This is a genomic window from Spirochaeta thermophila DSM 6192, from assembly GCF_000147075.1.
GTDB lineage: Bacteria > Spirochaetota > Spirochaetia > Winmispirales > Winmispiraceae > Winmispira > Winmispira thermophila_A.
The window spans coordinates 1,699,797-1,715,334 of the sequence record NC_014484.1 but is presented as its reverse complement, the minus strand read 5'-3'; the positions used below and the strand labels follow the sequence as shown (position 1 = coordinate 1,715,334).

Here is a 15,538-nt window from a genome sequence, read left to right as displayed (position 1 = left end):
TGTAGAGTTGAAACACACATGGAGAGTAGATCGAGATGCATGTAGTTCATGTCCTCACCAGGTCCGATACAAGAGGGGGTGTTCAGGTTCACGTAAGGGATATCGCTTCTTTCATGTTGCGTGAAGGACATAAAGTTACCGTGTTGGTCGGAGGTTCTGGACCTTTCCTGGAAGAACTTGAGAAGGAGAATATCCCATACAAAGTCGTATCTTTCCTCCACCGTGAGATTTCTCCTTTTCATGATCTCTTTGCGCTATGGCATCTCATTCGTTTATTCCGGCAACTGAAACCTGATCTCGTATGTACACACACCTCAAAGGCTGGGGTTCTGGGAAGATGTGCCGCCTGGTTGTTGGGAATCCCTGCTACTTTTACAGTGCATGGATGGGCCTTCACAGAAGGGATCACCTCCAGAATGCGGAGTTTTTATGTCTTGGTGGAGCGGATAGCGTCTCTCTTTGCGCGCAAGATAATTACCGTTTCAGAGTACGATCGTACTCTTGCGCTTCAACAACGTGTGGCAGATTCGAAGAAGATAGTTACCATCCATAACGGTATCCCGGTGGGCAATGCCTCTTCTGGTAGAAGAATCTGGAAGAATCCTCCTGGCCTCGTAATGGTAGCTCGTTTTGAATATCAGAAGGATCACCCTACTCTTTTCAAAGCCCTTTCGTTGCTGCGTGACCTCGAGTGGAGCCTCGTCTGCGTGGGTGATGGCCCTCTCCTTGAATCGATGAAGGAAGAGGCGAAGGCCTTGGGGATTGGAGACAGGGTGGAATTCCTCGGTTTCTGTGAGGACGTGGAGGGAGTACTCGCCTCTTCTCAGATCTTTGTGCTCGCTTCCAGATGGGAGGGGTTCCCCATCAGTATCCTGGAGGCCATGCGCGCCGGGCTTCCGGTAGTAGCTTCTGATGTGGGGGGGTGCAGGGAAGCTGTGGTTGAAGGGGAGACGGGCTACCTCGTACCTCGGGGCGATCACATGGTTCTTGCCGAGCGATTGCGCGAGCTTATTCTCGATCCCGGCAAGCGGGAGAGGATGGGTCGGGCGGGTCGTGAACGGTTTCTGGCCCATTTCACCTTTGATCATATGATGGAGTTGTTACTCGATCTCTACAAGGAGTTGACGGAGAGCCGGTATGAATAAGTCGTGGGGTGGGAAGAGAGAGCGAATACAGGAAATGGGTATCGTACTGGTTTCTCTTGTACTGATAGGGATAGCGCTTCCTGTCATCTTCAAAGCCGCCGGTGTGTTCTACTGGGAGTTCTGGCGATATAAGTACCTGGGTATGGATCTCTTCTGGGAGTTCGTGTATCCCCTCATTTGGTCGGGTATTCTCTTCGTCGTATCTTTGATGCTCTTGTACTATTTGGACTGGTATAAAAGCCTCTATGTGATGGGCTATCTCTGGAGGATGATCATTATCCTCTTGTTCTTTCCTTTCTATGAATCGACATATTTCGAGGCGTTCGACGCGTTTGTTTTCTACTCAGAAGGGGTCTGGCGATTCCGACCTTTCCTTGCACTCGGCAATGCCACACAGAGTATGTATACGGTAGTTTCCTGGATCCATGGAATTCTCGGACCCTCCTATCGATTGGTCATCGTGATATTCGGTACGCTCAGTTGGTGGGCAAGTATAGTGTTCGATAGAGTGCTCCTCAAGGAAGTAAAGGAGGGTCTGCGAAAGTCTTTTCTCGAAGTGCTCCTGTTCTTTGAGCCCATGTTTCTCTTGTGGTCGAGCCACTACGGAAAGGACCCTCTTATCTATGTGTTTTCCATTATCACTTCCCTCCTGCTCTATCGATTCTCGCGGGAACCCAGCGTAAAGAACGCCGTGTGGATCTTGCTCTCTCTGGTACCTTTCATGTATTTCCGTTTCTGGTACGTGGCCATCTACGGCGCGGTGCTCTATGTGCTCTGGGTGGTGTATGCGCGTGGAAGGAAACGGGTGGTGGGTGCGGTGCTGGGTGGTGTGGTAGCTCTGGGAGGGATGTGGGGCGTCCTCAGTTTGTTCGGAATAAGCAGCCTGGATGGTCTTCTCCTCTTTGTGGTGAAGTGGTCGCAGGCGTGGGCTCATGGGGGGGCGGCCCAGACGGCGTCCATCACTTCGTGGGGGGATCTCGTGAGGTGGTATCCCTGGATGTGGTTCACGGCTCTCTTCAGGCCTCTCCTGTGGGATGCGCACAATATGTTTGCCGCCTATGCGGCCCTGGTGAATACCGGTCTTCTCGCGTATTTCCTTTTTTCCTTGGGAAGGCTCAAGAGAATGACGAAAGAGGAACGAAGGCTCTTCTTTCTGGCTCTGGTGGTGATCACCATCTGGGGAGGGGCGTACGCCATTGTCTCTTATCAGAACTTGGGTACTGCGGTTCGTTTCAGGAGTCCCATATGGCACTGGATGCTGATCTTTTTCACGATAGTAGGGGTGGGAACGGATAAGGAGGAGAAAGAGAGGGAACCGGAATGCACATAGTGTATGTCCTTACCAGGTCCGACACCAGGGGCGGAGTGCAGGTCCATGTCCGTGATCTCTGCAGGGCGCTCATGGCTCTGGGGCATCGGTGTACCGTGCTTATGGGTGGGAGAGGCATCTTCCTTGATGAACTTGCCGAATGTGGTATCCCTTACGTGGTAATACCTTCATTGAAGAGAAGCATCTCCCCGTTCAAGGATCTCGAGGCGGTCTTGAAGATCAGGAAGGTGTTGAAGGATCTCCGTCCGGATCTCGTCTCCACCCATACGTCGAAGGCCGGTGTCCTCGGGAGATTGGCGGCGCGTTCCCTCGGCATCCCCGTGGTCTTTACCGCCCACGGCTGGGCCTTCACGGAAGGAGTGCCTGCTGCTTCCCGGTGGATCTATCGCCTGCTGGAACGTATCGTGGCCCCCTGTGCTCGAAAGATCATCACGGTGTCCGAGTTCGATAGAGAGATCGCCCTCAAGGGAAAGGTGGGAAGGTCTTCCCAATTGATTGCCATCCACAACGGGATGCCGGATGTGTCTGTCGAGCATCATGCGAAACCCGAACTCCAGCCTCCCCGAATGGTGATGCTCGCACGGTTTGAGCCTCAGAAAGATCACAAGACGCTCTTCCTCGCGCTCTCGAAACTGCGACATATGGAATGGCACATGGAGTGTGTGGGAGACGGTCCGCTTCTCGAGGAGACTAAGAAACTCGCCTACAGGCTCGGACTGGAGGAGAGGATATCTTTCCCCGGATTCCGAGGTGATATAGAAGCAGTCCTCGCCCAATCCCAGATCTATGTGCTCATCTCTCACTGGGAGGGCCTCCCAAGAAGCATCCTTGAGGCCATGAGGGCTGGGCTTCCTGTGGTGGCATCGCGTGTGGGGGGGGTGGAAGAAGCGGTGGAAGATGGCGTTACAGGATATGTGGTGGACAGGAGGGATGTGGATGCGCTCGCCCAGAGACTCGAGCGGTTGATCGCTGATCCCCGGTTGAGAGCTTCCATGGGCAGGGCCGGAAGGGCACGGTACGAAACCCATTTCACTTTCGAGAGGATGCTGAAAGAGACGCTCGAACTTTATCAGCAGGTCCTGGAAGAAGAGAGAAGAAACTGAGGCATGGATATGAAGATCCTCGTCGACGCCCTCGCGGTAGTGGAGCACATGACTGGAGTCTCACGGTATGCGTTTCAGCTTCTTACCCATCTGGCCCGTGTGGATGAGAAGAATTCGTACAGGGTCCTGGTGCCTTCTTCTTTGTCTCCAGATCACCCCCTGATACGGAGACTTGAGGGCTGTGCCAACTTTTCCCTGATGAAGGCGGATATTCCTCCGGTTGGACCGAAGAGGGATATAAGGTATAGAGCTCTCGCTGGGTTGGATTTCGATGTGTATCACTGTTTGAACTCGAATTATCCCCTTGGGTTCCATTATCCGAGGGGAGTGGTGACCATCCACGATCTGAAATATCTAAAGTATCCTCGTTTCATGGGAAACGCGTGGTGGCTCAAGACTCGCTACCTCGAGCTGGTATTCAAGAGTGCAGCCAAGCGATGCGCAAAGGTGATCGCTGTCTCCCATGCCACGAAAAGGGACATCGTCGACCTCTTCTCCATCCCCGATCCTGATCGTATCGTGGTCATCCACGAGGCGGGAGGTCTCTTTTCAGCCTCTTCGAATGTCCCTGAACAGGGAGACCGTATCCTCGAAACATACGGGGTGAAGAGACCGTATTTCCTTTTCCTCGGTGAGCACCGCCCGCACAAGAATATAGAAGGTGTGATCGAGGCCTTCGAACGCTTCAGGCAAATGTGTCGAGATCCGTTCCACCTTGTGATCACCGGGAAGGTCCATCCTTCTTACAGGGCGAGGATGACTCGACTGAAGTGGGGGCGAGACGACGTGGTATTCACAGGATTCATTCCCGATGAGCATCTTCCTGTGCTCTACCGGCATGCGTATGGGTTTCTCCTGCCTTCTTTCTACGAGGGCTTCGGCATTCCCATTCTTGAGGCGATGGAGGCAGGAGTACCGGTGATCACCTCGAATGTCTCTTCCATGCCGGAGGTGGGAGGCGACGCGTGTCTCACCGTCTCTCCATATGATCCCGAGGATATCGCCCGGAAGATGTACGTGCTTGCCACGGATGCGGGGTTGCATGCCCTCTTGAGGGAAAAAGGCTATGCGCGGGCCAAGGAGTTCTCTTGGGAGAAAGCCGCCCGTGAGACGCTTAAGGTATACGAACAGGTGGGTTCGAATAGTTAATCGTGTTCGAGGATATACTTGTACATTTCCACCAGTTTGTCTGTGGTGTGCCTCCACGTGAAAGAGGCGCTTCGCTCCAACCCCTTCTGTGAGAGCCGTTGCCGAAGTTCGGAATCAGTCACGATTCTACATATCGCTTCCGAGAAGCCATGGATATCATATGGATCGAGGAGGATCCCCGCATCTCCTACCACTTCGGGGAGCGATGAGGTGTTGCTGCAGATGACGGGAAGGCCGCAGGCCATGGCTTCGAGTGGAGGAAGGCCGAATCCTTCATAGAGGGAGGGAAAGACGAAGGCCTTTGCCGCGGAGTAAAGGGCTCTCACCCTGTCGTCCGGAAGAAATCCTGTAATGATGACGTGTGAAGCGATACTGAGTTCGTTGAGCACCGTGAGGATCTTTTCCCTTTCCTCTCTGGGGGTGTAGCCGATGAGCACATACCTCAATTCGGGAATTTCTTTTTTTGCGGCAGCGAACGCCCTGAGTGCAGTGAGGAGGTTTTTCCTCTCCTGAAGGGTGCTGAGGGAGACGATATAGGGCGTGCCCGGTTCGAGCCCATAGTATGCGAGTGTTTTCTCTATGGCCGACGTCTCTGTTTCCCGGAAGAAACGGGAGGAAATCCCGTTGGGAACCACGAAAACATGGCCCGGATCGAGGTGCGGTGCGTAGGTGAGAAGATCCTTTTTCGTGGCCTCGGAGATGCAGTGGATCCAGACTTCAGGATGCAGTTCACCGAGCTTCCGGATGAGAAAGTTCCTGAAAAGCGGGTCTTCTCCTGAGGGGAGGAACAAAGGTATGAGATCGTGCACGGTGATGACCATAGGAATGGGAAGGGAAGGTATACTCGGACCGATGAAAGAAGGAAGGTGGAGTATGTCGTAAGGTGTAAAGAACGATGGAGGGATCTCCATGATGGAAGAAAAGGTTCCCCACGATTTCCGAGTGAAGCGTTTGTAGATGTCGTGGAAGGGACGCCCCATCTTCAATATGAGGGCAGAAGCGTACGCCGGGAGCTTGGAAGAGGGGAAGGCAAATGGTATCTGGCGTTCAGCCGGCAGCCTTTTCGTATAGAAGTATGAGGCACCGCACAATCCCTTTCCCGCAAGAGAAGTGAGGGTGAGAGAGACCTCACTGTGTGGGCCCAGATGCTTCACGAGTTCTTCTATCACCCTGAAGATGCCTCTCTTCCCCCGGGGAAGATAATCGGTCCACACGTTTCCCAGTCGGGTCACATCGAACAAGAGTCGTATCATACAAAGTGGAGCTTCAAAGACAGAGACGGGAATGTCAAGGTATCAGGGACATACCTTACTGGATTGCAGCGGGATGGGGATTCTGATATAGTACTCCTACTGCCAGCATCTGGAAGGGACTATGCAGAGAGAGCAGGATCTTTCTTTGATCACCCTGATACAGATTTTCCGTGCGAGAATCAAGTTGTTCTGGCTCGTCTTTTTTCTGAGCATTATCGTAGCGATCGCTTATGCTCTACTCGCGAGGCATCTCTATACTGCACAGGCCGTAGTGCTCACCCAGAGCGTCTCCAGCTCTACGAGCAGTATCTCCAGTTCGGTTATGGACCAGCTCTCCTCTTTGGGATTGAGTGGGGGTACGGCTCCTTTGGAAGTAATTCTCTATCCTAATGTCCTAGAGAGTGACACGGCGGCACTCTATGTATACGAGAAGCTCGCTCTTTCCCACTACGAATTATTCAAAGGAGAGACCACGGAGGACAGGATAAAGGCCCTTCGTGACAGGGTGAGAATCCATGCCGATTCCTATAACAGAAGAGTGATCATCGAGGCCACCACCCCTGATCCTCAGCTTTCCGCGGACATCGTGAACGCCTTTGTGGAAGCCCTCGAAAAACTGGTGGCACAAGTGCAAGCCAGTCCGGCGCGCAGAAAGCTAGCTTACCTGGAAGACAAGCTGGTGAAGGTGAAACAGGAACTGGATGATGCTCAGAGAAAACTCAAGGAGTTCCAAGAGACGTACCTCTTGTGGGATGTGGAAGAGCAGGCTTCGAAGCTCATAGAAGAGGTGACCGAACTTTCAGTTGAAAAGGAACGTCTGTTGCTGAGCCTCAACACCGAGCAGAAACTTCTGGGTGGGAGCGGCCCTGGAGACAGTATCCAGCGAAGCAGGATAGCCGCCTATGATGACGCGATAAAGCGATATCAGGAAGAATTGAAACGTATCGCAGGGTTGAGTGGGGTGTTGGCCGACCTCATGCGGGAAGTGGAAGTGAAGGAAGCGGTATATACATTCCTCATCACTCAATACGAGCAGGCCAAGCTGGAGGAAATGAACGAGGTCTATGTGGTGCCCGTGTTGGAGTATGCCAGGGTCCCTGAGAAACGAAGCTGGCCCACCCGAAAACTTATTGCAGGTATAGGTCTGGTTGCAGGGATTCTTGGCGGACTCTTTCTGGTATTCTTCCTCGAGTTCTGGAACAGGTTCAGAGAGAAACTCCGGGAAGCAGAGCGGGAATCGCTATAGGGCGGATCGATGGAGTCTTCACTCGATCTCTCTGTCATCATCCCTCATTTCGATTGCCCTGAGCTGCTTTATAGGCTTCTCTCCACCATTCCCCCGCATCCAGGGGTGGAGGTGATCGTCGTGGACGACAACAGTGAGAAGAAGCCGGATCCCTCTAGGCTCTCCAGGTTTCCCCATGTCGTGTATTATGAGAATACTTCGGGGAAAAAGGGTGCGGGTACCTGCAGGAATATAGGCCTCGAGCACGCGAAGGGCAGGTGGGTGATATTTGCGGATGCCGACGATATCTTCCTCCCGGGATTCTATTCCATTGTGGCGAAGTACTTCACCGCTGAAGAGGATGTGATCTTTTTCGTTCCCACCAGCAGATATTCCGATTCCGGAGAGCCTGGCTTCCGGCACGAGGCGGATGCGGGTATTCTCTTGCGCTATCTAAAGGAACGGGACCACAAGTCGGAGCTCCTGGTCCGGTACTACATTGCAGCACCGTGGTCGAAACTCATACGGCGGGACTTCATAGAGATGCATGGGCTTCGTTTCGATGAGGTTCTCGCCTCCAACGATGTGATGTTTGCGACAAAACTCGGCTATCACATGAAGAGATTCCAGGTTTCTCCCGAGACCATCTATTGTGTGATGTTGAGGCATGGAAGCTTGGTCATGCGCAAGTCGAGAGAGGTGATCGAGGCCAGGATAGATACTCATATACGATATGTCCAATTTCTCAAGTCGCATCTTCCGGGGAAGGATGCACGATACGTATTTCTTAGTCGAGCCTTCAAGCGGAGTCTCGGATTGCTGAATGCTGCAAGAAGGATAGGTGTTACATATTTCTTATCCACCTGGTTTCGTTTTATCAGATCGGGTATCCCAATTGTGAGCTGGAGATTGATCACCCCCTCGTTTGTGTGGGAGAAGATTACTAAAACCCTCCCCAACATGAAGAGAGAATCTCGTTTTTATACCGGGAGATGAGTAAGATGCGAATTCTCACGAAGCTGTATCATAGAATAAGAAGGGGGACAAAAAAGAGGATCCAATATCTGTTTTACCTGTTGCGATTGAAAAAAGAGATCCTTGTCAGAAAGGATGTACATCTTGCTCTCGATTCCTCGTCTAATGATGAGGTGATCATCAGCCTCACCTCCTTTCCGGCACGATTCGGTGTATTGGGGGGGTGTCTCAAAAGTCTACTCTATCAACGAGTACGTCCTCACCGATTGATCGTCTGGCTTGCGGAGGAAGAGGTAGAGGGTTTAGATCTTTCGAAACAGATCCCGGAATTTGAGTTTTTTGTACGAAGCGGGATAGAATTCGCCCTCATAGAGGAAAACCTGAGGTCCTATAACAAATTACTGCCTGCTCTAAAGCGCTATCCAAGAGGAATAATCGTAACATGTGATGATGATATTCTCTATCCTCCATGGTTTCTGGAGAAGATGGTTCGTGCGTATAATCCAGAGGAGATATGCTTTTATAGGGCATGGGAGATGGAAACGGATCCTAGAGGGAGAATGGCTCCCTATCACACGTGGAATGATGCTTCTTCAAAGACTCCCTCTTCAAGGTTGTTCTTTACTGGGGTAGGAGGCGTGCTCTATCCCCCTGGTTCTCTTGCCGAGGAGGTATTCAATGTGTCCCGGATACGGGAACTATGCCCTTCGGGTGATGATATATGGTTCAATGCCATGGCCTTGCTCAAGGGGACAAAAAAGCGATTGTTACTTTCGAATTCCTATTCCTTTCCCATAATCAAGGAATCACTCTCCCAGAGGAGTGCCTTGAGAGAGCGAAACGTGGCCCAGGGCTTCAATGATGTGATGTTGCGTGCAGTCTTTGATTGTTATAACCTGTATCAGTTTTTGTGAGAGTATATGTCATCAAGAAGATCCTTAGTGAAGGGCTTTCTTTCTTTCTCGATCGGACCATGGCTCAGTGCTCTTGTCGCGTTTGTCACTACGCCTCTCATCACGTGGTTGCTTTCGCCTGAGGAGTTCGGGAGAGGCTCTCTTTTCCTTACCGCATATGGATTGCTCATTACCATGGTCCTGCTCGGTTTCGATGGCGCGTATGTACGGTATTTCCATCAGTACAATGATTCAAGGGAGCGGGCTTCCTCCCTTCTCCTTACCTTTCTCGTTACACCTCTTACGACGGTGTTTCTCTTTTCTTTGTTTCTAGGACTCTTCAAAGAGGAAATCTCTTTCTTATTGACTGGGACTTCGGATAATGCCGGGAGTATGATGTTGTTCTTGGGACTTCTGCTTCTGGTGGGAGTCTTGCAGAGGTTTGCCCTTCTGATAGTAAGAATGCAACAGAAAGGAGTATTGTTCTCGCTTCTCACGTTGCTGAATTCCCTGGCCAATGCGGGTTTCATCATCGGCTATAGTCTCCTGGTGAGAAAAGATTTCAATGCAATGCTCTGGGGACGTCTGGGGGGGCTCTCCCTCACTTTTCTGGCGGCGAGTCTCCTGGTGGAACGGACGTTATGGATCGGTTTTTTCAGGAAACGAGTGACTTTGAACGCTTCTCTCATGAAAGAGGGATTCCTCTACGGGCTCCCGCTTGTACCGGCCGAACTTCTCACCTGGGTGCTTAATTCCATGGATAAGATCGCGCTCCGGAGCTTCTCTTCCTTTTCCGAAATTGGACTTTATACGGCAGCGAATAAATTGCTCTCAGCCCTTCTTCTATTGCGGACGAGTTTTAGTATGTTCTGGGTCCCTGTTGCGTACCAGAAGTACGAAGATGACGGGGATGCAAGATTTTTTGGGAAGGTTGCGCGCATAATGACTGGTCTCCTTTTCCTCTTGGCCATGGGAGTGATTCTGGCAAAGGACCTCGTGGTACTCCTGCTCGCGGGAGAGTATAGAGGAGCGGCGAGCGTCATGCCCTTTTTGGTTTTCGTTCCCACAATGTACACGCTTTCTGAAGTGACAATGGTGGGAATAAACTTCAAGAAGCAGACCCATTGGCACATCGTCGTCTCGGGTATTTCTGTGGTGGTGAACTTGGTGGGTAATTATCTTCTTGTACCTCGTTTCGGAGCCAAGGGGGCAGCCATCGCTACGGGGGGTTCTTATATCGTATTTTTCTATATGAGGACGATTGTCTCCCGACGATTGTTCCCTGTGGACTACGGGATGGTTAGAATCACTGTCGGAGTTATTCTCCTTATGAGTGTAGCATTTGTGAATACTTTTCTCCCTTCCCTGTGGGGGATGGCTGCCGCAGGGGTCGGGATCGGGGTGCTAGGTGTGCTATATGTGCATGAAATAAGAAAGGGTTTCTCCTTTGGAATTGGAATACTCCGATCCCGAATGATGAGGAAGGACTTGGATTCGAGGTGAGGTTGTAGTTCTGATGATATGGTGTCTGTATATCTATGATCTATGCGTCCTCGTCCCCGTCACTATCGGAAGTCAACCTGAGGAGAAGAAGCGCCTCTCTATCCCCTCTCTTTGATCGAATCAGCGGGCAGGGGGCGGAGACTGATATCTGGGATCCTGATGGGCTTGTGTGGTCGTGGAGTACGAGTTTTGCATCTCTTGATATCTATGGAGCATGTGAGATATGATTATGCTTACATCTCTGATGAACCTGTTGGGAGTCCTATTCCAAGGTGAGTACTTACAATGAAAAAGACCACTCAACTGAAACGACTTTTACTCTCTGATGACGTTGAATTCCTCATGGAAGCACATAATGGAATCTCGGCGAAAATCGTAGAGGAAGCGGGGTTCAAAGGGATCTGGGCTTCCGGTCTTACTATCTCGGCCTCCCTAGGGGTCAGGGACAACAATGAGGCATCATGGACCCAGGTCCTGGAGGTGGTGGAGTTCATGAGTGATGCTACGAACATACCGATCCTGCTGGATGGCGATACAGGGTATGGAAATTTCAACAACGCGAGGCGGCTTGTAAGGAAATTGGAGCAACGCGGAGTTGCGGGTGTTTGTATCGAAGACAAGTTGTTCCCCAAGACCAACTCTTTCATATCCGGAGAGACCCAACCGCTGGCTAATACTGAGGAGTTTTGTGGCAAGATAAAGGCCATGAAGGATATCCAGGAAGATCCTGATTTCGTGGTGGTCGCGAGGGTGGAGGCCTTTATCGCCGGGTGGGGGCTTGAAGAAGCCTTGCGGAGGGCCGAAGCGTATCGCCAAGCAGGAGCAGATGCTGTTCTCATACACTCCAAACGTTCTGATTTTAGAGAAATTGAAGCCTTCATGCGGGAGTGGGGGAATCGTTTGCCTGTGGTGATCGTGCCTACCAAGTATTATTCGACTCCTACCGATGTGTTTCGATCCGCAGGGGTGAGGCTGGTAATCTGGGCGAACCATAACTTACGGGCTGCTATTTCTGCTATGCAGCATGTGAGTGCCGCCATTTTCAAGAGCGAGACACTCATGGTGGTGGAAGATCAGATAGCCCCACTCTCGGAGGTGTTCAGGCTCCAGGGAGCGTCTGAGCTTGAAGCTGCGGAGGAGAAGTACCTTCCCACAGCAGGGAAAAAGGTGAATGCTGTGATCCTTGCTGCGGCCCAAGGGGAGAAATTGGGGGATCTCACCTCAACAACTCCCAAGGCGATGTTGAAGGTGCACGGTAAGCCTATCTTGGGGCTTATTGTAGAGAAGCTCAATAGAGTAGGTGTCAAAGATATCACAGTGGTGCGCGGTTTTGCGAAAGAGAAGATACAGATGCCCAATACAACAACAGTAGATAATGATCGTTATGCGGAGACTTCTGAAGTGTACTCTCTCTATCTTGCGAGGGATAGAATCAAAGAAAACACGGTCATATCCTTCGGGGATATCGTATTCAAAAGCTGGATCCTCAATGAATTGCTGAACGATGATGCTCCTGTGACAATCATCGTGGATGCGGAGATTCAAAAGGATGATTCATGGCGGGATTACGTGGTATGTGATCGGGCATATTCCCGAACGTTGTTCAATACCCCTGTGGCATTGAGGACCATGAGTCATACCCTCTCCCCTGATGAAGCACATGGGGAATTTATAGGCCTTTTCAAAGTCACAAAGGAAGGGGCCGAGGCCCTTACCGCCCTTCTGCAGGAACTCGCAGATGAAGGAATTATCGAATGTGTGCGGATCGACGAAATGTTTACCCGTCTGGCCTCCCGTGTGAGAGTGGGGGTGAAATATATCCTTGGCTCATGGGTGGATGTGAACATGCTGGTTGATCTTCAGAGAGCAGGAGAGTTGTGATGTTAGACACAGAAGTCTTTGGGAAGGAACTCCAGAGAAGGGGGTTCGATTTCTACTCCGGTGTACCGTGCTCGTTTCTAAAATCTCTTATTAATTATGCCATCAATGAGTGCGAGTATGTGATGGCAGCCAACGAGGGGGATGCCGTAGCGATCTGCGCAGGCGCTCGACTGGGAGGGCGTAAGGCTGTAGTACTCATGCAGAACTCGGGGTTAGGGAACGCGGTTTCTCCTCTTACGTCTCTCACCTCCATTTTCCGGATTCCTGTGTTGGGATTTGTGAGCCTTAGAGGAGAGCCCGGATTGGGGGACGAACCTCAGCATGAGCTCATGGGTACGATCACAGATGAGATGCTCTCCACGATGAAAATCCCCTGGGAGTATCTCTCTGATGCTGTTGATGAGGCCGTTTCGCAGCTCGACAGAGCGGAGGAATGCCTTTCGCGGGGGGAGTCTTTTTTCTTTATCGTGAAGAAGGGCACTTTTTCCCCCGTGCCCCTTAAATCAGAAAGACAAAAAGCTCAGGATTCTTCTTTGCCTGATCGGGTGAGCATGCTACAGGCCGTCAGGGAGGCCCGCTCTGAAGACACTCTTCTACTTGCTACTACAGGATTTACGAGTAGAGAGCTCTATACCTTGGGCGATGAGGAACGTAATTTTTATATGGTAGGGTCGTTAGGGTGCCTTTCTTCATTTGCTCTTGGTCTCAACCTTGTGCGTCCCTCTCATGGGATAATAGCTCTGGATGGAGATGGTTCTCTTTTGATGAGGACGGGAGCTATGGCTGTGGTCGCAGCATATCGACCGCAGAAGTTGTTGCATATACTTTTCAACAACGAAGCCCATGAATCCACCGGGGGACAATCTACAGTGTCTCCAACTGTTGATTGGGAGAATCTCGCAAGGGGATTCGGATATCCGGAGGTCTATGCAGTACAGACCCCTGAAGAACTTAAGCGTGTGGTGAATGAGTGGGAAAGTCAGGGAGGGCTTGCCTTCGTTCACGTGAGAATAAGGCAGGGGACTCTGCCGGATCTGGGGCGGCCGAAGGTAAAACCTTTCGAGGTAGCGAAGAGGATCGCTCACTTTATTGAAAAGAGAGAGAGCATATGATACGAGAGGCGGTTATTCTCGGGGCGGGATTGGGATCCCGCTTGAAGGAAAGAACTGCGTCGATGCCGAAGGGATTTTTGGTAGTGGGGGGGATGCCTATTGTAGAGCATTCGGTGAGAAATCTTATAGAAGCCGGTGTAGAGCGCATCATCATCGGTACAGGGTACTGCGCGGAATATTACGAAGCTTTGGCCCGGAAGTATCCGGTGATAGAGACATTGAGGAATCCTCACTATGCTACAACCGGTAGCATGAGGACTCTGTACGAGTTGAGGGAGCTGGTTTCCTCGGATTTTTTCCTCCTCGAATCGGATCTCGTGTACGATCCCGCAGGACTGTTCGTCTTGGCGAATGATCCCAGAGAAAACGTGGTTCTTGTCAGCGGAAAGACCAATTCTGGAGACGAGGTGTACGTTGAAGTCGATGAACGAGGATGTCTCAGAAATCTGTCAAAGGATCTTGCAGACGTGTCTTCAGTATATGGAGAACTCGTGGGAATAACAAAACTCTCTCCCCATGCGCTCGCAAAGATGTGTGAATATGCCGAGGGTGTGTTCGCCGATCAGCCCTTGCTGGACTATGAGAGGGCTCTCGTTGCTGTTTCGACCAATGGCGTCCCGATCGGAGTGCGTAAAATCGAACACTATTTGTGGAGGGAGATCGATAACGAACAACACCTCTCGATGGCCGTAAAGGATATCTGGCCTGCTATACAAGAAGCTGAAGAGCTTCGGAAGGTCCGCCGCGAGGTATTGCTCAATCCTGGGCCTGCAACGACTACGGATTCTGTGAAATACGCCCAGGTGGTCCCTGACATTTGTCCTAGAGAAAAAGAATTCGGTGATCTGATGGATCAGATTCGTAGAGATTTGACTTCTTTCGTTGCAGACTGGTCGCACTATACCACGGTCTTGTTCGGGGGGTCGGGAACTGCGGCGGATGAAGCCATGATCTGTTCTGTGGTACCTGAGGATGGACGACTCCTGGTGATCGACAACGGAGTTTATGGGGAGCGAATGGCTCGTATGGCATCGGTCTATAAATTGAACTACGAAGTCTTCGAAAGTTCTCCTACCGGACCCGTGGATTTGGACGTTATGGAACATACCCTGAAGAAGGGAAAATTCACCCATCTCGCAGTGGTGTATCACGAAACGACTACCGGGCTGTTGACCGATCTGCCTTCAATCGGAGAAATATGCAAGCGTCTAGGTATTGTCACCCTTGTGGACGCGGTGAGTGCGTATGCGGGAATACCTATGGACCTGGAGAAACTCAATGTCCATTTCATGGCTGCCAGTTCGAATAAGAATCTCCAAGGTATGGCCGGAGTGGCGTTCGTAATATGCAATCGCGAGAGTCTGGAAGCGACCAGAAGTATCCCAATGAGAAGTTATTATCTTAATCTCTATGACCAACATGTTTTCTTTGAGAAAACAAAACAGACCCGGTTTACCCCCCCAGTACAGACGCTTTATGCATTACGTCAGGCCATCTTGGAGACGAAAGTTGAGACCGTGGAGGCGCGTTATGCACGGTACACGGCATGTTGGGAAATTCTGATGGATGGGATTGCACGACTGGGGTTGGAAGCCTTGGTTCCGCGGGAGTATCAGTCCCATTTGATCACAGCGATCGTGGAACCATCTCGCCCAGGATATAGCTTTGAAGATCTTCATGCATATGCGCGCAAGAGAGGATTCACGATATACCCGGGGAAATTGAGTAATGCACAAACGTTCCGTATTGCGAATATTGGAGATATACAACCTGAGGAGATGCAACGATTCGTAGAGATCCTCGGTGAGTACCTCCTCTCACTCGATGAGTCCGAGGAGAATCTGAAATGTGAATGATCTTGACCGGCGGATGACGGATGCTTTCTGTAGCCTCTCTTCAATCCGATGGAGCAGCATTCGGGAGTGACATGAATAACTGATGAGGGGCTTTGAGGCCCCGGTTGTGGATT

At 51.1% G+C, this 15,538-nt stretch carries 12 protein-coding genes; 11 read left to right on the top strand and 1 reads right to left on the bottom strand.

All coding sequences use genetic code 11. The features are described 5' to 3' along the window. Nucleotides 1-35: 35 nt before the first annotated feature. The 4 genes from STHERM_RS07800 to STHERM_RS07785 are packed head-to-tail and all read left to right on the top strand — an operon-like array spanning nt 36 to nt 4,727. On the top strand, nt 36-1,145 hold the full coding sequence (locus STHERM_RS07800; RefSeq protein WP_052295675.1) for a glycosyltransferase family 4 protein: 1,110 nt from the start codon (nt 36-38) through the stop codon (nt 1,143-1,145). Continuing rightward, nucleotides 1,138-2,475 (top strand): hypothetical protein, encoded by a 1,338-nt coding sequence (locus STHERM_RS07795; RefSeq protein WP_013314348.1) that lies wholly within the window; start codon nt 1,138-1,140, stop codon nt 2,473-2,475. Before STHERM_RS07800 ends, STHERM_RS07795 begins: the two co-directional genes overlap by 8 nt. Continuing rightward, nucleotides 2,466-3,578 (top strand): glycosyltransferase family 4 protein, encoded by a 1,113-nt coding sequence (locus STHERM_RS07790; protein ID WP_013314347.1) that lies wholly within the window; start codon nt 2,466-2,468, stop codon nt 3,576-3,578. The genes STHERM_RS07795 and STHERM_RS07790 overlap by 10 nt, the downstream gene beginning before the upstream one ends. Before the next feature lie 3 nt (nt 3,579-3,581). Then, nucleotides 3,582-4,727: a glycosyltransferase family 1 protein gene (locus STHERM_RS07785; protein ID WP_335322627.1), complete on the top strand. Its 1,146-nt coding sequence runs from the start codon at nt 3,582-3,584 to the stop codon at nt 4,725-4,727. On the opposite strand, the gene STHERM_RS07780 is transcribed toward STHERM_RS07785, so the two are convergent. Then, nucleotides 4,724-5,959 carry a glycosyltransferase family 4 protein gene (locus STHERM_RS07780; protein WP_237223435.1) on the bottom strand — a complete coding sequence of 412 codons (1,236 nt, stop codon included), beginning with the start codon at nt 5,957-5,959 and terminating at the stop codon, nt 4,724-4,726. The genes STHERM_RS07785 and STHERM_RS07780 overlap by 4 nt on opposite strands. Before the next feature lie 142 nt (nt 5,960-6,101). On the opposite strand from STHERM_RS07780, the gene STHERM_RS07775 reads away from it, so the two are divergent. The 7 genes from STHERM_RS07775 to STHERM_RS07745 all read left to right on the top strand — a co-directional run bounded on the left by STHERM_RS07775 (nt 6,102) and on the right by STHERM_RS07745 (nt 15,425). Continuing rightward, nucleotides 6,102-7,226 (top strand): GumC family protein, encoded by a 1,125-nt coding sequence (locus tag STHERM_RS07775; protein ID WP_041623446.1) that lies wholly within the window; start codon nt 6,102-6,104, stop codon nt 7,224-7,226. 9 nt (nt 7,227-7,235) lie between these two features. After that, on the top strand, nt 7,236-8,201 hold the full coding sequence (locus STHERM_RS07770) for a glycosyltransferase family 2 protein (protein ID WP_013314343.1): 966 nt from the start codon (nt 7,236-7,238) through the stop codon (nt 8,199-8,201). Continuing rightward, nucleotides 8,198-9,094 carry a glycosyl transferase gene (locus STHERM_RS07765; RefSeq protein ID WP_237223224.1) on the top strand — a complete coding sequence of 299 codons (897 nt, stop codon included), beginning with the start codon at nt 8,198-8,200 and terminating at the stop codon, nt 9,092-9,094. Before STHERM_RS07770 ends, STHERM_RS07765 begins: the two co-directional genes overlap by 4 nt. 6 nt (nt 9,095-9,100) lie before the next feature. Beyond that, on the top strand, nt 9,101-10,576 hold the full coding sequence (locus tag STHERM_RS07760) for an oligosaccharide flippase family protein (protein WP_041623444.1): 1,476 nt from the start codon (nt 9,101-9,103) through the stop codon (nt 10,574-10,576). 285 nt (nt 10,577-10,861) lie between these two features. After that, nucleotides 10,862-12,457 carry a phosphoenolpyruvate mutase gene (gene aepX / locus STHERM_RS07755; RefSeq protein ID WP_013314340.1) on the top strand — a complete coding sequence of 532 codons (1,596 nt, stop codon included), beginning with the start codon at nt 10,862-10,864 and terminating at the stop codon, nt 12,455-12,457. Next, nucleotides 12,457-13,569, top strand: a complete 1,113-nt coding sequence (gene aepY, locus STHERM_RS07750; protein WP_013314339.1) for a phosphonopyruvate decarboxylase — start codon at nt 12,457-12,459, stop codon at nt 13,567-13,569. Before aepX ends, aepY begins: the two co-directional genes overlap by 1 nt. After that, complete coding sequence (locus STHERM_RS07745; protein ID WP_013314338.1) at nt 13,566-15,425, top strand: 2-aminoethylphosphonate aminotransferase; 1,860 nt, start codon at nt 13,566-13,568, stop codon at nt 15,423-15,425. The genes aepY and STHERM_RS07745 overlap by 4 nt, the downstream gene beginning before the upstream one ends. Nucleotides 15,426-15,538 lie beyond the last annotated feature (113 nt).